At 67.9% G+C, this 17,382-nt stretch carries 14 protein-coding genes; 10 read left to right on the forward strand and 4 right to left on the reverse strand.

The genetic code is table 11. From position 1 onward, the window contains the following. The first annotated feature begins 4 nt into the window (after positions 1-4). On the forward strand, positions 5-1,336 hold the full coding sequence (locus L6D75_RS18925) for an MFS transporter (RefSeq protein ID WP_176511851.1): 1,332 nt from the start codon (positions 5-7) through the stop codon (positions 1,334-1,336). A 51-nt stretch (positions 1,337-1,387) separates the two neighbouring features. On the opposite strand, the gene L6D75_RS18930 is transcribed toward L6D75_RS18925, so the two are convergent. Further along, complete coding sequence (locus tag L6D75_RS18930) at positions 1,388-2,671, reverse strand: phospholipase effector Tle1 domain-containing protein (RefSeq protein ID WP_176511852.1); 1,284 nt, start codon at positions 2,669-2,671, stop codon at positions 1,388-1,390. A gap of 184 nt (positions 2,672-2,855) precedes the next feature. On the opposite strand from L6D75_RS18930, the gene L6D75_RS18935 reads away from it, so the two are divergent. The 9 genes from L6D75_RS18935 (at position 2,856) to L6D75_RS18975 (ending at position 15,462) form a co-directional block, all read left to right on the forward strand. Further along, positions 2,856-3,815, forward strand: coding sequence for an AAA family ATPase (locus L6D75_RS18935; RefSeq protein ID WP_176511853.1), 960 nt, complete (start codon positions 2,856-2,858; stop codon positions 3,813-3,815). 185 nt (positions 3,816-4,000) lie between these two features. After that, positions 4,001-4,945 (forward strand): DUF58 domain-containing protein, encoded by a 945-nt coding sequence (locus L6D75_RS18940; protein WP_176511854.1) that lies wholly within the window; start codon positions 4,001-4,003, stop codon positions 4,943-4,945. Continuing rightward, positions 4,942-5,436 (forward strand): DUF4381 domain-containing protein, encoded by a 495-nt coding sequence (locus tag L6D75_RS18945; protein WP_176511855.1) that lies wholly within the window; start codon positions 4,942-4,944, stop codon positions 5,434-5,436. The genes L6D75_RS18940 and L6D75_RS18945 overlap by 4 nt, the downstream gene beginning before the upstream one ends. Beyond that, positions 5,429-6,505, forward strand: a complete 1,077-nt coding sequence (locus tag L6D75_RS18950; protein WP_176511856.1) for a vWA domain-containing protein — start codon at positions 5,429-5,431, stop codon at positions 6,503-6,505. The genes L6D75_RS18945 and L6D75_RS18950 overlap by 8 nt, the downstream gene beginning before the upstream one ends. Further along, positions 6,502-8,220: a tetratricopeptide repeat protein gene (locus tag L6D75_RS18955; protein ID WP_176511857.1), complete on the forward strand. Its 1,719-nt coding sequence runs from the start codon at positions 6,502-6,504 to the stop codon at positions 8,218-8,220. The genes L6D75_RS18950 and L6D75_RS18955 overlap by 4 nt, the downstream gene beginning before the upstream one ends. Further along, on the forward strand, positions 8,217-9,845 hold the full coding sequence (locus L6D75_RS18960) for a BatD family protein (RefSeq protein WP_176511858.1): 1,629 nt from the start codon (positions 8,217-8,219) through the stop codon (positions 9,843-9,845). Before L6D75_RS18955 ends, L6D75_RS18960 begins: the two co-directional genes overlap by 4 nt. 147 nt (positions 9,846-9,992) lie before the next feature. Then, a complete protein-coding gene (locus L6D75_RS18965) occupies positions 9,993-11,231 on the forward strand; it encodes an exonuclease SbcCD subunit D C-terminal domain-containing protein (RefSeq protein WP_176511859.1) in 1,239 nt (412 codons plus the stop codon). Then, positions 11,228-14,872: an AAA family ATPase gene (locus L6D75_RS18970; RefSeq protein WP_176511860.1), complete on the forward strand. Its 3,645-nt coding sequence runs from the start codon at positions 11,228-11,230 to the stop codon at positions 14,870-14,872. The genes L6D75_RS18965 and L6D75_RS18970 overlap by 4 nt, the downstream gene beginning before the upstream one ends. After that, positions 14,869-15,462, forward strand: a complete 594-nt coding sequence (locus L6D75_RS18975; RefSeq protein WP_176511861.1) for a glutathione S-transferase — start codon at positions 14,869-14,871, stop codon at positions 15,460-15,462. Before L6D75_RS18970 ends, L6D75_RS18975 begins: the two co-directional genes overlap by 4 nt. A 121-nt stretch (positions 15,463-15,583) precedes the next feature. Here L6D75_RS18975 and L6D75_RS18980 read toward each other — a convergent pair whose 3' ends face one another. The 3 genes from L6D75_RS18980 to L6D75_RS18990 all read right to left on the reverse strand — a co-directional run bounded on the left by L6D75_RS18980 (position 15,584) and on the right by L6D75_RS18990 (position 17,273). Next, positions 15,584-15,763, reverse strand: coding sequence for a hypothetical protein (locus tag L6D75_RS18980; RefSeq protein ID WP_176511862.1), 180 nt, complete (start codon positions 15,761-15,763; stop codon positions 15,584-15,586). Between the two features lie 123 nt (positions 15,764-15,886). Then, positions 15,887-17,017, reverse strand: coding sequence for a lactonase family protein (locus tag L6D75_RS18985; RefSeq protein WP_176511863.1), 1,131 nt, complete (start codon positions 17,015-17,017; stop codon positions 15,887-15,889). Next, positions 16,983-17,273: a DUF5629 family protein gene (locus tag L6D75_RS18990; protein WP_176511864.1), complete on the reverse strand. Its 291-nt coding sequence runs from the start codon at positions 17,271-17,273 to the stop codon at positions 16,983-16,985. Before L6D75_RS18990 ends, L6D75_RS18985 begins: the two co-directional genes overlap by 35 nt. Positions 17,274-17,382: the final 109 nt, after the last annotated feature.

A 17,382-nucleotide genomic window follows, 5' to 3' on the forward strand; every position in this document is an offset into this window, starting at 1 on the left:
TCAGATGTCGGTACACGAGGCGGCGCTGGCCGCAACCGAAACCCCGCAACAGCAACGCAAGCGCCTGCGCAAGGTAGCCGCGGCAACCATCTTCGGCTCGATGCTGGAGTGGTACGACTTCTACCTCTACGCGACCATGGCGGCGATCGTGTTCTCGAAGATCTTCTTCGATGCCAGCAACCCGGCGGTGGCCTCGCTGCTGGCGTTCTCCACCTTCGCCATCGGCTTCATCGCCCGCCCCTTCGGCGGCGTGCTGTTCGGCTACCTGGGCGACCGCTTCGGGCGCAAGCACGTGCTGGTCATCACCTTCTGCATGATGGGCGTGTGCACTGCGCTGATCGGCCTGATCCCCAGCTACGCCACCATCGGCATCTGGGCGCCGATCCTGCTGGTGGTGATCCGCATCATCCAGGGCCTGGGCGCCGGCGCCGAGCTGTCGGGCGCGGCGGTCACCTCCTACGAGCATGCCAGCGAAGGCAAGCGCGGCAGCCAGGGCGCCTGGCCGGCACTGGGGCTGAACCTGGGCCTGCTGCTGTCGTCGCTGACCGTGTACCTGCTGACCATGAACGGCAACGAGTTCCTCCTGGCCGGCGGCTGGCGCATCCCGTTCATCGCCAGCATTGCCCTGGTGGCGGTCGGCCTGTGGGTGCGCAAGAGCATCCCGGAAACGCCCGATTTCAAGAAGGCGCACGACAAGGTCGACGACCAGCCCCAGGTGTCGCCGCTCAAGCTGCTGTTCAAAAACGACCTCAAAGGCCTGGCCGTGGTGTTCTTCGTGGCCATCGGCTACAACGCCCTGAGCTATATCTTCAAGACCTTCTCGCTGGCCTACCTGACCCAGTTCAAAGGGGTCGAGGCGCATGTCACCTCGCTGTCGGTGACCATCGCCAGCCTGGTGGCGATCTTCACCGTGCCGTTCTTCGGCTGGCTGTGCGACCGCTGGAGCAGCAAGACCGTGCTGATGCTCGGCGGCGTGCTGTCGGCACTGTTCGCCTACCCGTTCCTGCAGCTGCTGAGCACCGGCGAGCCGACCCTGATCTACGTGGCCATCGCCATCGGCACCGGCATCCTCGCGCCGATGATGTTCGCACCGCAGGGTTCGTTCCTCAGCCGCCAGTTCCCGACCCAGACCCGCTCTTCGGGCTTTGGCACCGGCCGCGAGATCGGCACCGCCGTGGCCGGTGGCCTGGCGCCGCTGGGCGGGCTGGCGCTGGTGGCAGGCTCGGCGACCCACTCCACCGATGGCGTGGCGTTGATCCTGGCGATCTCCGGCGTGCTGGTGGTGGTGTTCGCGCTGTTCGACCAGGGCCGCAAGCACTCCACCTCGAAGAACTGAGGGGTGTACGGCAGTACCTGCGAAGGTGCAGGCACTGCCGCCGCTTGGGCTTCAACCCAGCGGATTGTCATGCATGACCCGGCCCCCTTCCTCGGGCCGGTTGATGTACAGCATGTCCAGCGAGCTGTTGCGCAACCCCGCCAGGGCATTCCAGTGCGCCGAGGTATGCACGTATTTGCGCTGCAGCAAGGCCTGCTCGGCGGGCGTCAGTCGCAGCTCCTGGCAACGCCCAAGGGCATAGTCGTGCAGTTTTTCGCTGATCGCCTGCAGCTCTTCGGGCAGCCGATGCGCCTCATCCCCACCCAGCCCGGCGAATGGCACGCCGCAGCTCACGGCCAGCTCACGCATGATGCTCAGGTAGATGCGCGACAGATGCCCGCTCACCTCACGCTCCCGATACACGGCGACGTAGACCTGTTTTTCCGGGTCTTCACGCTTGCCTCGGCCTTCGCTGACCGGCTCCTCCCAGACCTGCAGGCAGGGCTGCGGGTCGCCCACCTGCACGATTGCCGAAGCCAGCAAGGCCTGCACCGCCGCATAGGCGCGGGTGTGCTCTGCCGGCGTGGCCGCAGGCACCCGGTTCGATTGCGGTTTGCACAACAGCACCTGCTCGCGCAGGGTAGCGGGGTAACCGCCGCCAATGTTCGAGTGCACGCCGGGCACGACAATGTCGTTGCCGCAGCGCAGCAAGGGGAAGTTGTGCCGCCGCTCGTCGCCGGCCACCAGCTGCACTACTTGCCGCGCAGTGCCCTGGCCAAGGCCCAGCTGCAAGCCATCGTAATCGTCATTGGCAGGGTCGAAGTTGCCACGCAGCGGCGCGACGATCGCCGCCACCGTGTCGAACAGGCCGATGAACTCGATCACCCGGTGGCACTGCAACTCGTCCGGCAGGCCCTCTGCCGCCTCGCTCAGCCGGTTGGCCAGGTGCCTGGCCGCTGCCGCTCCCCGGCTGAACCCGAACAGGTCGAAGGTGATCTTGCCGGGCAACACCTGCGGTTGGCTTGCCAGGCAGTCGCGCACCTGTTGCGCCACCGCGGCCAAGGCCTGCTCGACACGTGCCTGGACCCCGGCATGCCCGCGGCCAGTCGCGCCGCCGAAGGCCGAGTCGGGTGCCCCTTGGCAGGTGCCGATGCCCTGCACATAGTGCTTGAGGAAGCATTCATCATCGACCTGGCCGCCAGGGTACAGCGCATGCAACAGGGCGATGTTGCTCAAGGCGTTGGCGTAACTGCCCCCTTCACCGCCTTGCGCGGCCTGGGCATTGGCTTGGTTGTTGCCGGTTCCGTCGAAGAATATGCCCACCCGCAAATGGGCTGGGCCATGCTGCTGTTCCATGCTCACGCTCCTTGATGATTGGGAGCGTGCAAGCAAGCGACAGCGGGCGGCGGTGGAAAATCAGCCAATGCAGCAAACAGCGAGCGCAGATTTCGACGTGGCACCGCGGATGGATTAAAGTATCCCCCCTTGCCAGGCCAGTTGCCTTTCGCGCTCGCCCTGCCCATTCCAGGAACCGCCATCGATGGAACACCGTGAAGCGCTGATCGCGCTACGCACCTTTCTTTCCACCCAGATTCTCGGCCAGGAAAAGCTGGTCGAACGGCTGCTGATCGTGCTTCTGGCCGACGGCCACATGCTGGTGGAGGGCGCGCCGGGCCTGGCCAAGACCAAGGCGATCAAGGAGCTGGCCGAAGGTATCGAGGCGCAGTTCCATCGCATCCAGTTCACCCCCGACCTGCTGCCGGCGGATATCACCGGCACCGAAATCTATCGCCCGGAAACCGGCAGCTTCGTGTTCCAGCAGGGGCCGATCTTCCACAACCTGGTGCTGGCCGACGAAATCAACCGCGCCCCGGCCAAGGTCCAGTCGGCGCTGCTCGAAGCCATGGCCGAGCGCCAGGTCAGCGTGGGCCGCAGCACCTATGACCTGTCGCCGCTGTTTCTGGTCATGGCCACGCAGAACCCGATCGAGCAGGAAGGCACCTACCCGCTGCCCGAAGCCCAGCTCGACCGCTTCCTGATGCACGTGAAAATCGGCTTCCCCGATGCCGCCGTGGAGCGGCGCATCCTCGCCCAGGCCCGCGGCGAAGCCCTGGGCGGCGAAGTGAAGCCTGAGCGGCGGGTCAGCCAGCTGGCGATCTTCGCCGCGCGCAAGGAAATTCTTGGCCTGTACATGGCCGACGCGGTGGAGGAATACCTGGTGCAGCTGGTCATGGCCACGCGCACCCCGGCCAAGTTCGACAGCGAACTGGCCGACTGGATCGCCTACGGCGCCAGCCCGCGCGGCTCCATCGCTCTGGACCGCTGCGCGCGTGCCCATGCCTGGCTGGCCGGGCGCGACTTCGTCAGCCCCGAAGACATCCAGGCGGTGCTGTTCGATGTGCTGCGCCACCGCATCATCCTGTCGTTCGAAGCCGAGGCAGCTGGCGTTGACCAGGACCGGGTGGTGCAGCGCATTCTCGACGTAGTCGCCGTCGCCTGAACTCAGGTGTTCTTCTCGACCAGGGTTTTCCGAGGGGCTGTTCGAACGCACGGAACGCAATGTGGGCAATGTGCGTGCCCAGGCAATCGCGCACATTTTTAGCGAACGCATTGGTCGTCACCACTGCGGATGCATTAAAGTAGGGGCCTCTGCCCAGCGCGCCCTCGACCTCGTCGCCTGACCCCATGCCCGCCACGCACCTCGCCGCCCCCGGCATCCGCATCGGCCTCGCCGAGCTGATCGACATGCGCCACCGTGTGCGCGAGATTCAGCTGTTTTCCCGCCCCGGCCAGCGCAGCCCGCTGATTGGCCTGCACCATTCCAAGCTGCGCGGGCGTGGCGTGGACTTCGACCAGGTGCGCGTCTACCAGGCCGGCGACGACGTGCGCAACATCGACTGGCGCGTCACTGCCCGCACCCAGGAGCCGCATACCAAGCTGTTCCACGAAGAGCGCGAGCGGCCCATCTTCATCCTCGTCGAGCAAAGCCAGCGGTTGTTCTTCGGCTCGGGGCTGATGTTCAAGTCGGTGCTGGCGGCCGAGGCCGCGGCGCTGTTCGGCTGGGCCGCGCTGGGGCATAACGACCGCATCGGCGGGCTGGTGTTCGGCGACAACGAGCACCACGAAATCAAGCCGCGGCGCAGCAAGCAAAGCCTGCTGCAGCTGCTCAACCGCCTGGCCAAGGTCAACCAGGCGCTGCACACCGAGGCCGCGCCCCAGGCCGACAGCCTCGGCCTTGCCCTGCGCCGCGCCCGTGAAGTGCTGCGCCCGGGCAGCCTGGCCATCGTGATCTGCGACGAGCGCTCGCTCACCGACCAGGCCGAACAGCACCTGGCCATGCTCTCGCGCCATTGCGACCTGCTGCTGCTGCCGGTTTCCGACCCACTCGACCATGCCTTGCCCGCCGCCGGCCTGCTGCGCTTCGCCCAGCGCAGCGCGCAACTGGAGCTCGACACCCTGGACGCCAACCTGCGCCGGGCCTACCGTCAACAGGCCGAAGCGCGCATCGAACGCTGGGACTTGATGGCGCAGAAGCTGCGGGTGCTGCTGATGCCGCTGAGCACCCAGAGCGAGATGATCGAGCAGTTGCGTGAGTACCTCAACGCCCAGCGCCCACGGAGCGGCCAATGAACCCGCTGGACCAGCTGCAACCCTTGCTCGCGCCACCGGCGATCGGCCTGTGGCCACCGGCGCCAGGCTGGTGGCTGCTGCTCGCGCTGCTGCCGCTGCTGGGCTGGGGCCTGTGGCGGCTGCGCCACTGGCGCCCGGGCAAGCGCCCGGTGGTGCGCGCGGAACTGCCACTCGACCCGGTGCGCGTGGAAGCCCTGGCCGAGCTTGCGCGCCTGCCCCGCCCCTACGACGGCGCGCCGGCCGGCGCCTGGCTGCAGCAGATCAACGCACTGCTCAAGCGCCTGTGCCGCAACCACTACCCCGGCGCCAACAGCCACACCCTCAACGGCCGCCAGTGGCTGGCGTTTCTCGACAACCGCTGCCCGGCGGCCGGCCTGACGCGCTGGATGGTGCTGGTCGAAGGCGCCTACAAGCCCGAGTGCAAGCTCGACGACAAAGCCATTGCCGGGCTCAGCCAGGCCGTCGAAACCTGGATCCGCAAACATGTTTGAACTGGCCTGGCCGTGGATCTTCCTGCTGCTGCCGCTGCCTTGGCTGGCGCGCCTGCTGCTGCCCGCCGCCGACAGCGGCGAGCCGGTGCTCAAGGTCGGCTTTCTCGATGAACTGGAAAGCCTGGCCGGGCGCCGGGCGCGCCTGAACCTGCCGACCTGGCGCCAGCAGGCGCCGTTCGTGCTGATCTGGCTGTTGCTGCTGCTGGCCGCCGCCCGCCCGCAATGGCTCGGCGACCCGGTGCCGGTGGCCGCCAGCGGCCGCGACCTGCTGGTGGCGGTGGACGTGTCCGGCTCCATGGACTTCCCCGACATGCAGTGGAAGGACGAAGACATCAGCCGCCTGGACCTGGTCAAGGCGCTGCTCGGCGACTTCCTGCAGGAGCGCGAAGGCGACCGCGTCGGCCTGATCCTGTTCGGCAGCCAGGCCTACCTGCAGGCGCCGCTGACCTTCGACCGGCGCACCGTGCGCACCTTCCTCGACGAAGCGCAGATCGGCATCGCCGGCAAGAACACCGCCATCGGCGATGCCATCGGCCTTGCGGTCAAGCGCCTGCGCCAACGCCCGGCGCAGAGCCGGGTGCTGGTGCTGATCACCGACGGCGCCAACAACGGCGGGCAGATTCACCCGCTGACCGCCGCCCGCCTGGCCGCCCAGGAAGGCGTGCGCATCTACACCATCGGCATCGGCGCCAACCCCGAGGCCAGCGGCACCCCGGGCCTGCTCGGGCTGAACCCGAGCCTGGACCTGGACGAAGCGTCGCTCAAGGAAATCGCCGACATCACCCACGGCGCCTACTTCCGCGCCCACGATGGCGCCGAACTGGACGCCATCGGCGACACCCTCGACCAGCTTGAACCGGTCGCCCAGCAGCCGACCCAGGCGCGTACCGCCAAAGCCCTGTACGCCTGGCCCTTGGCCCTGGCGCTGCTGCTCAGCGTGCTGCTGGTGGCCGCCGTGCAGTGGCCGGACAACCTGCTGCAACGCGCGCTGCGCCGGCCGCGCTTCCTGCAGCCGCACCCGCAATGGCGCGAGCGCCTCAAACGGCTACGCCTGAGGAAGCGCCGATGATCGACCTCTGGCCACAATGGCTGCGCCCCCTCTGGCTGCTTGCCGTGCCGCTGCTCGCCTGGCTGCTGTTCAAGCTGTGGCATCGGCGCAAACGGGCCGGGCGCTGGCAGATGATCCTGCCGGCGGCCTTCCACCCGGTGCTGCTCGGTGGCGGCAGTGGCAGCAACAGCAAGCTGCCCTGGGTAGCCCTGGGCCTGGCCTGGCTGCTGGTGGTGCTGGCCCTGCTCGGGCCGAGCTGGCAGCGCCTGGAAGAAACCCGCCAGCGTCCGGCCGACCCGCTGGTGATCCTGCTCGAGCTAACCCCGCAGATGCTCGCCGAGGACGTTGCCCCCAACCGCCTGGAACAGGCCCGACGCAAGATCCTCGACCTGCTCGAACACCGTAGCGAAAGCCAGACCGCCCTGGTCGTCTATGCCGGCAGCGCCCATACCCTGGTGCCGCTGTCCGACGACCTGGGCACCACGCGCAACCTGCTCGAAGCGATCGACTCCTCGATCATGCCGCAGCCCGGCCAACGCGCCGACCTTGCCGTGCAAAAGGGCCTGGCGCTGCTGGCCCAGAGCGGGCTGGGCCAGGGTCGCCTGCTGCTGATCGGCTCGGAGCTGAGCGCGCCGGAGCGCCAAGGTATCGTCCAGGCCCTCGGCCGCCAGGGGCCAAGCCTGCTGATGCTGGGCATCGGCAGTGCCGAAGGCGCACCGGTGCGCCAGGCCAATGGCGAATTCCTCAAGGACCCGCAAGGCGGCATCCTGGTGCCGCGCCTGGACAGCCCGGGGCTCAAGGCCTTCATCAGCGGCACCGGCGGGCGCTACCGCCATGCCCGCATCGACGACCTCGACCTGCGCGGCCTGGGCCTGTTCGACAACCCGCGCAGCCTGCGCAACGACGGCCACAACGTGCAGCTCGACAGCTGGGCCGACCAGGGTTACTGGCTGCTGATCCCCCTGCTGCTGCTGGCGGCCTGCGCCGGCCGGCGGGGCTGGCTGTTCTGCCTGCCGCTGCTGCTGGCGCTGCCGCAGCCCAGCCAGGCGTTCGAGCTCAACGACCTGTGGCTGCGCCCCGACCAGCAGGGCCAGCGCCTGCTCGAGCGCAATCGCCCAGCCGACGCCGCACGCCACTTCCAGGACCCGCAATGGCTGGGCATGGCCCTGTACCAGGCCGGCGACTACGCCGGCGCCGCCAAGGCATTTGCCCAGGGCAACAGCGCCGAGGCCCACTACAATCGTGGCAATGCCCTGGCCCGTGACGGCGAGCTGGAGGCGGCCCTGGACGCCTACGAACAGGCCCTGGAGCGCCAGCCCGACCTGCAGCCAGCCCTGGCCAACCAGGCGCTGGTGCAGCAGTTGCTGCAGCAGCGCGAGGCGCAAGCCGAGGAACAACCGACCAACAGCGATGCCCAAGGCACGCCCGGCAGCGAAACCGAGGGCAACAGCAGCTCGGCCAGCAGCCCGGCCCAGGGCACACCCGGTCAAGAGCAACAGGCCAGCGCCGAACAACCCGGCGAAGGCAACAGCGACAGCCAGGCAAGCCCCGGCAACCAGGCAGGCGATGACGACAGCGTGACCCAGCCGCCCCAGCGGCCGGTCTCGACCAGCCTCGATGCCGAACAACGCCAGGCCCTGGAACAATGGCTGCGGGAGATCCCGGACAACCCGGCCGAGCTGCTGCGGCGCAAATTCTGGTATGAACAGCAATTGCATCAGGAAAACCCACGATGAGTCGCCTCGGCGTCTTGCTTCTCAGCCTGCTGTGGGCCGCCCTCGCCCAGGCCGAACCGACCCTGCAGGCCAGCGTCGACCGCTCCCGCCTGGAAGCGGGCGAAACCCTGGAACTGACCCTGGAAAGCCAGGACGTCACCCAGTTCGGCAAGCCCGACCTGCGCGCGCTGGAAGGCGACTTCGAGGTGCGCGGCACGCGCCAGCTCAACAGCCTGCACACCCTCGACGGCGAAACCCGCGCCAGCACCCGCTGGATCATCACCCTGCTGCCACGGCGCAGCGGCACCCTGCGCATCCCTGAGCTGCAGCTGGGCCAGTCGCACAGTCAGGCCATCGAGCTGCAGGTGCTGCAAGCCGATGCCAACCGCCAGGACAGCGCCTCGCAGGTGTTCGTCGAAGCCACCCTGGACAGCAATGAGGTGTACGTCCAGGCCCAGGCCGTGCTGACCCTGCGCATCTACCATTCGGTGTCGCTGTACGACGACAGCAGCCTCAGCCCACTGCAGCTGGAGAACGCCAAGGTCGAACCGCTGGGCGAGTCGCGCACCTATGAAAAGGAAATCAATGGCGTGCGCCATGGGGTGATCGAGACCCGCTACGCGCTGTATCCACAGCAAAGCGGCAGCCTGGAAATCCCGCCCCTGACCTTCACCGCCACCGCCGCCGACAACCCCCAGCCGTCCGCCGGCAGTGGCCGGCAGACCGGCCGCCAGGTGCAGGTCAGCTCGCTGCCGCTGCGCCTGGCGGTACGCCCCATCCCCGCCGACTGGCCGGCCGGCGCGCCCTGGCTGCCGGCGCGCAGCCTGACCCTCGAAGAACACTGGAACCCCGACCCGAGCACCCAGCAACCGCAGATCGGCGACTCCCTGACCCGCAGCATCACCCTGCGCGCCGAGGGCCTGTCGAGCACCCAGCTGCCGCAGTTGCCGGCCACCGAGATCGTCGGCCTGCGCCGCTACCCGGACCAGCCGCTGCTGCGCAACGAAATCAGCGAGCGCGGCATGACCGCCAACCGCGAGGAACGCGAGGCGCTGGTGCCGACCCACAGCGGCAAGCTGGCCCTGCCGGCACTGGAAGTCACCTGGTGGAACACCCGCGAAGACCACCTGGAACACAGCAGCCTGCCCGCGCGCACCCTGGACGTGCTGGACAACCCGGCCCTGAGCGCGGAATCCCCCGCCGACGACAGCGCCGGCGTCAGCCACCTGCTCTGGCCCTGGCAGCTGGCCACCCTGCTGTTCGCCCTGACCACCGCGCTCGGCTTCGCGCTGTGGTGGCGCGCCCGCTCGCAACCGGCCGTACTGCGTGCCGCGCAGAATGGCCCAAGCCCTCGCACCCTGCTCGACGACCTCAAGCGCGCCTGCCTGGCCAACGACCCGCAGGCTACCCGCCAGGCGCTGGATGCCTGGGCGCGCCAGCAACCGGAAACCCTGGCCGAGATGGCGGCGCGCTTCGTGCCGCTGTCCGATGCGCTGGATGGGTTGAACGGGGCGCTGTACAGCGAGAGTGGGCAGTTTTGGCAGGGCGAGGATCTGTGGCGGGCGATCGGCACCATTCCACCGGCGGAGCAGGTGTTGCTGCCAGCGGGTGAGAGTGGCAGCTTGCCGCCGCTCTATCCCAAGTAACGCACTGCCTGTTCGGGCCTGATCGCCAGCGATCGGGCCCGGGCAAACTGCACAACCTCCAGGGTTGGGTTACCATACCCGCCTTCGCGAAGCCCACCCTTCAAGCCAAGCCCTGCGCTTGCCTGACTCGACACCAACAGGTCATCCATGCGTCTGTTTCACACCTCCGACTGGCACCTGGGCCAAAGCCTGCACGGCCAGGAACGCGACTTCGAACACGCCTGCTTCCTCGACTGGCTGCTCGGCCAGCTGCGCCTGCGCCAGCCTGATGCGCTGTTGATCGCAGGCGACATCTTCGACACCGTCAACCCGCCGGTCAAAGCCCAGGAGCGGCTCTACGACTTCATCGTCCAGGCCCACGAGCAACTGCCGAAACTGGACATCGTGATGATCGCCGGCAACCACGACTCCGGCTCGCGCATCGAACTGCCCGCAGCGCTCATGCGCCGCCTGCGCACCCACGCGCTGGGCCGGGTGCACTGGCTCGACGAAGGCCAGCTGGATGCCGAACGCCTGCTGATCCCGCTGACCAACGGCCGCGGCAAGGTCGCGGCCTGGTGCCTGGCCCTGCCCTTCCTGCGCCCGGCCGAGGTCACCGGCCCGCAGCTGGGCGACGACTACCTGCAGGGCATCACCCAGGTGCACCAGCAACTGATCGGCGCCGCGCAAAAGAAGCGCAAGAAGGACCAGGCACTGATCGCCATCAGCCATGCGCACATGGCCGGGGGCGCGGTGTCGGAGGACTCCGAGCGCAGCCTGATCATCGGCAACGCCGAAGCCCTGCCGGCCAAGTTGTTCGACAAAGACATCAGCTACGTCGCCCTGGGCCACCTGCACAAGCCGCAGAAGGTCAACCGCGAAGCTCGCATCCGCTACAGCGGCTCGCCGATTCCGTTGTCGTTCGCCGAAATCAACTACCCGCACCAGGTGCTGGAAGTCGAACTGCAAGGCAGCGAGTTGCTCAGCGTCGAAGCGCGCCCGGTGCCCCGCGCCGTGGCCCTGCAGCGCCTCGGCCCGGCGCCGCTGGGCGAGCTGCTCGAAGCGCTTGCCGAGCTGCCGGTGATCGACCTGCTGGAAGACCCCAACCGGCAACCCTGGCTGGAGGTGCGCGTGCAGCTGGACGAACCGCAACCGGACCTGCGCCAGCAGATCGAGACGGCCCTGCAAGGCAAGGCGGTGCGGCTGGTGCGCATCAGCGCCGAGTACGCCGGCCGTGGCGGCCAGGACGATGACGAGCAGGCCTTCGTCGAACTGTCGCAGATGACCCCGCAGGACCTGTTCAGCCGCGCCTGGGAGCAGGCCTACGGCAACCCCGCCGACGAGCAGGTGCTGGCCGACTTCGCCCTGCTGCTGCAGGACGTCCAGCAGCAAGAGGAGCAGCCATGAAGATTCTCGCCATCCGCCTGAAGAACCTGGCATCCCTGGCCGGCCCGGTCGATATCGACTTCACCGCAGAGCCCCTGGCCAGCGCCGGCCTGTTCGCCATCACCGGGCCCACCGGCGCCGGCAAGAGCACCCTGCTCGACGCCCTGTGCCTGGCCCTGTTCGGCACCGTGCCGCGGCTCAACGACATCGGCCGCGAAGCCAAGGTGCCGGACGCCGACGGCGACATCCCCACCTACGACCCGCGCAACCTGCTGCGCCGCGGCACCGGCAGCGGCTTTGCCGAGGTCGATTTCGTCGGCATCGATGGCCATCGCTACCGGGCGCGCTGGGAAGCCAACCGCGCCCGCGACAAGGCCAATGGCAAGCTGCAGAACAGCCGCCAGAGCCTCTATGACCTGGACAGCGAACAGTTGCTGGGCAGCGGCAAGCAGGAATACAAGCAGCTGGTGGAGGCACGCCTGGGCCTCAACTTCGAGCAGTTCACCCGTGCGGTGATGCTGGCCCAGAGCGAATTCGGCGCCTTCCTCAAGGCCGACGACCGGGAGCGCAGCGAGCTGCTGGAAAAGCTCACCAACACCGCCATCTACACCCGCCTGGGCCAGCGTGCCTTCAGCAAGGCGCGGGAAACCGGCGAGGCCCACAACGCCCTCAAGGAGCGCGCCAGCCACCTGCTGCCGATGCCCGCCGAGGCGCGTGATGAGCTCGACCAGCGCCTGGAGCAGGCGCTGGCGCAGTTCAAGGCCGACCAGGCCAGCGAGCGCCAACTGGAACAGCAACGCAACTGGCTGAACGAGCAGTGCCAGTTGCAGGCCCAGCATGCCGAAGCCGGCCAGGCCCTGGCGGCAGCCGAGCAGAACTGGCAACAGCTGGCCGAACAGCGCCTGGACCTGCAACGCCTGGAACGCCTGGCACCCCAGCGCCACCAGTTCCATCGCCAGCAACTGCTGAACGCGCAACTGGCCCCCTTGGCCGCGACCATCAGCGAACAGCAGCGCCAGCAAACCGAGCTGCAGGCACGTACCGGCGAACTGGAGCAGGCGCTGGAGGCCGCGCGCCAGGCACTCGTTCAACACCAGGCCGAACACGGCGAACAGGCCCCGCGCGTGCGCCAGGCCTTCGCCGCCCAGGACAGCCTGGCCCGCCTGGCGCAAGAGCAGCAGGCGCAACACAGCGCCAGCGAGCAGGCCGACCAGCAGGTGGTCGACGGCCAGCAGCAACTGCAGCAACTCGAAGAACACCAGCAGCGCAGCCTGCAGCAGCTCGCCCAGATCGACAGCGCCCTGGCCGACAGCCAGCACCTGGAAGGCCTGGCCAATGCCTGGCAGGCCTACCTGCCGCAACTCAAGCAGGTGATGCTCACCGGCGGGCGCCTGGCCAAAGGCCGCGAAGAGCTGCCCGGCTTGCAGGCCCAGGCCAGCCAGGCCAATGCCAAACTGCAGGCCGAGCGCGACGCCTTCGAGCTGTTGTTCCAGGAAGCCGGGGCCGAGCCCCAGGCCCTGGCCGAGCAGATCGACCTGCTCGGCAACATGCTGCAGGACAACCGCAAGCAACAGCGTGCCGTCGAGGAGCTGTCGCGCCTGCATGGCCGCGAACTGGAATTGCGCCAGCAGCTCGAGGCCCTGCGCCAGCGCCAGCAACAGGCCATGCAGCAGCGCCAGCAGCTGATTGGCGAAGGCACCGCCGCCAAGGCGGACCTGGAAGCCGCCGAGCAGGCGCTGAACCTGACCCGCCAGTTGCTGGCGCGCCAGCGCCTGGCGCGCAACACCAGCGTCGAGGAACTGCGCGCCCAGCTGCTTGACGGCGAGCCGTGCCCGGTGTGCGGCAGTGCCGAACACCCGTTCCACCAGCCTGACGCCCTGCTGCAGAGCCTGGGCCGCCATGACCAGGCCGAAGAAGATGCCGCGCAAAAGCAGGTGGAGGCGCTCAACAACAGGCTGGTGGACCTGCGCACCCAACTGGGCGTGGTCAACGCCCAACTCAAGGACTACCAGCAGCAACAGGCCCAGCTGGGCGAGCAACTGCAGCCGGTTCAGGCCCAGGTGCAGGCCCACGCCCTGTGGCCGGCCCTCGCGGCCCAGGATGACCCGGCGCGCAGCGCCTGGCTCGACAGCCAGCTGCGCCGGCTCTTGGCTGAAATCAGCCAGGACGAGCAGCGCCAGAGCGCCCTGCTCACCCTGCAAAAGGACGCCGCCCGCCTCAACCAGCAGTTGCAGGCGGCGCAGCACGCCCAGCAGCAGGCGCAACAGCAGCTCGATCACCAGCACCAGGCGCTGGCCAATGATGAGCAGCAACTGCAGCAAGGGCTCAACGACCTCGCCAACGTTCTGCCCCAGGATGTGCTCAAGGCCCTGAGCGACGACCCGGCCCACGCCTTCCTCGCCCTCGACCAGCAGATCGCCCAGCGCTTGCAGCAGCTGGAGCAACGCAAGGACGAGCAGCAGGAACAGCAGGCGCGCCAGGTACAGCTGGACAAGCTGCGCGACCAGCAGCAGGTGCGCCTGCAGGCGCAACAGCACCTGCAGCAGCAACTCGCCGCGCTGCAACAACAGCACCAGCAGGCCCGCACGGCGCTCGACGAACTGCTTGGCCAGCACAGCAGCGCCGAGGCCTGGCAACAGCACCTGGACGCACAGCTCGAGCAAGCCCGCGCCCTTGATGCCGACACCGCCCAGCGCCTGCAGGACCTGCGTACCCAAGGCGTGCAGCTGGCCAGCGAGCTGAAGGCCAACACCCAGCAGCAACAGGCCCTGGACAGCGAATGCCAGCAGTTGCAGGGCGCAATCGCCCAGTGGCGCGCAGCGCACCCGGAGCTGGACGATGCCGGCCTCGACCGCCTGCTGGCGATGGACGATGCCCAGCTCAATGCGTTGCGCCAGTGCCTGCAAGGCGCCGACCGGGCCATCGAACAAGGCCGGGTGTTGCTGCAAGAGCGCGAGCAGCGCCTGCAGCAGCACACCGCCCAGATGGCCGTGGAAACCTCGGCCGAAGGCCTGGAGCAGGCCCTCGGCGCGTTGCGCGAGCGCCTGGCCGGCCATGAGCACCAGTGCGCCGAACTGCGCGCCCAGCAGGCCGACGACCAGCGCCGCCAGCAGGCGCACCAGGCGCTGGCCGGCGAAATCGAGCAGGCGTACCAGCAATGGCAGCGCTGGGCTCGCCTGAATGCCTTGATCGGCTCGGCTTCCGGCGATGTCTTCCGCAAGATCGCCCAGGGCTACAACCTCGATCTGCTGCTGCACCATGCCAACGCGCAACTGCGCCAGCTGGCACGCCGCTACCGCCTCAAGCGCGGCGGCAGCGCCCTGGGGCTGCTGGTGATGGACACCGAAATGGGCGACGAACTGCGCTCGGTACACTCGCTGTCCGGTGGCGAGACCTTCCTGGTGTCGCTGGCGCTGGCCCTGGGCCTGGCGTCGATGGCATCGAGCACCTTGCGCATCGAATCGCTGTTCATCGACGAAGGCTTCGGCAGCCTCGACCCCGAGTCGCTGCAGCTGGCCATGGACGCCCTCGACGGCCTGCAGGCACAGGGGCGCAAGGTTGCGGTGATCTCCCACGTACAGGAGATGCACGAGCGCATCCCGGTGCAGATCCAGGTCCGCCGCCAGGGCAATGGCTTGAGTGATGTGCAGGTGTGCGGGTGATTCTGTACTCGTTCCGCCGCTGCCCCTGGGCCATGCGCGCGCGCCTGGCGCTGCGCTATGCCGGGTGCGCGGTGCAGATCTGCGAAGTGGCGATGAAGAACAAGCCGGCCGAGTTGCTGGCCGTGTCGCCAAAGGGCACGGTACCGGTGCTCGACACCGGCGCCGGGGTGCTGGAAGAAAGCCTGGACATCATGCGCTGGGCACTGCAGCAGCACGACCCGGATGACTGGCGCCTGCAGGCCGACCCCGCTGCCGCGCAGCAGGCCGAGGCACTGATTGCGCGCAACGACACGGCGTTCAAGGCGCAGGTGAACCTGTACAAGTATGCCGAGCGCTACCCTGAGCATTCACGCGAGCAGTATCGCCAGCAGGCCGAGCCTTGGCTGGCGACGCTGGAACAGCTGCTCGAAGGCCGGCCTTACCTGCTGGCCGACCACCCAAGCCTGGCCGATGCCGCGTTGCTGCCCCTGATGCGCCAGTTTGCCGGGGTCGAACCGCAGTGGTTCGCCGAGGCAGCTTATCCGCGGCTGCGGAGCTGGCTGGAGGGGTGGTTGGCATCGGAGCTGTTCAAGGGCGTGATGGCGCGCTGAACGCTGTTTGCCGCCTTGGCCCTATCGCCGGCAAGCCGGCTCCCACAGGCACTCCACAGGCTTTGAGCATTGTGCTGTAGCTGTGGGAGCCGGCTTGCCGGCGATAGGGTCATGGCAGGCTTCAATGGCTGTGCTTGGCACTCAACGCCGCATGGTAATGGGCGCTCTGGCGCAGGTACTGTTCGGTGTAGCTATGGGTGCCGGACGCCTTGGGGCTGGTGTCGGCATGGGCATGGGTCGGCAGCACCACGGAGGCGGAAATGGCGGATGCGGCAATGACCGGGAAGAGATTGAAGTTCATCTGGGCAGACCTCGACGGCGGTGGTTTGACGTGAGCCCCTGTGGGCCTTGGTTCAAACTTACGCCGCTGAGCGCGCCTGCAGAAATTCATTGCGCTGCTAAGGATTATCACGCGTATCGATAGTCACTCGATGAACTTCAGGTCCGATGGGGCGGCCTGGTCCATGGTCTGCACCGTCTCGCCCAGCTTGCCGCTGCGCGGGTCGCGGCGGATAACCACGATCTGGTTGCTCTTCTGGTTGGCCACCAGGAGGAAGTTGTCACTCGGGTCCAGGGCGAACTCGCGCGGGTGGTCGCCCTCCACCGTGCGCCGCTGCAGGAAGGCGAGCCGGCCATCGTCCTTGCCCACGCTGAACACCACGATCTCGTTGGCCGTGCCGCGGTTGCTGACATACAGGAAACGCCCATCGGCCGACAGGTGCAGGCCGCCGGCGGCCTTGGCAGCGGCATCCTGCTGGTCGGTCAGGGGCAGGCGCTGGCGTTCGAGCAAGGCATCGTTCTCGACATCGAACATCACCACTTCAGCGTTCATTTCCAGGGTCAGGTAGGCATGCCGGCCCTTGGCGTCGAACAGCAGGTGGCGCGGCCCGCTGCCAGGCGGCAGGTCTACCGCCGCAGGGATTGCCGGGGTCAGCGGGTGGTCGGCGCTGGCGCCGTCGTAACGGTAGATGAACACCTTGTCGGCGCCCAGGTCGCAGGCATAGACGTGCTGGCCGTCCGGCGACAGCACCAGCGAATGCACATGGGCGCCGGCCTGGCGCTCGGGGTTCACGCCACTGGGCTTGTGCCGCAACTGCTGCACCACGTCCTTGAGCTTGCCGTCCTTGGCCACCGGGATCACCACCAGGCTGCCACCGGGGTTGGCTGCGACCGAATAGTTGGCGACGAACAGGTAGCGCTGGTCGCGGCTGAGGCTGGCGTGGGTCGGCTCGTCGCCGCGGGTGGCGACCTGGTTGAGCGGCTTGATCTGGCCGTTGCTGGCGACGCTGAAACTGCTGGCATGGCCTTGCACGGTTTCATTGACCACGAACAGCTGGCGCTGATCGGCCGAAAGCACCAGCCACGACGGGCTGACGCTCTTGACCACTTGCTGCGGCGCAGGGTCGATATGCCCGCTCTTGCTGTCGAACGCGTAACGGTAGATGCCCTGGCTGGCGCCATCGGTGTAACTGCCGACCAGCAGCGTGGCGGCGTTGGCAGTGAGGGTCAGGCTCATCAGGCTAGCGGTCAGCAGGCTCGTCCAGATCCGGTTCATCGTCGTCTTCATCCGGGGCGCGAAAGGCACTCATACAGACTAGACGATGCTCGCCCTGGGAATCGCCCACTTGCCATTCTTCACCTGCGCCGGTGGCGGCGGCGACCTGCTCGGGGGTGAACGACCAGCGGCGCAGCTGGCGGCCATCCATGCATTCGACCGTGAGGCCGGTTTCGTCGTAGGTGAAGTCGAAGGCGTGCAGGCCATCGATCAGGAGCATGTCGCAGGATGCGAGGGCGGTGGCGAGGGAAGACATGGAAGTACTCATCTTGAATGAGCCGGCATTATAGCCTTGGCGCTGCTTGGCAGCCCAATCGCTGGCAAGCCAGCTCCCACTCTGTTCAGGCTTGTGCTGTACCTGTGGG

It is taken from the genome of Pseudomonas faucium (assembly GCF_021602585.1).
GTDB lineage: Bacteria > Pseudomonadota > Gammaproteobacteria > Pseudomonadales > Pseudomonadaceae > Aquipseudomonas > Aquipseudomonas faucium.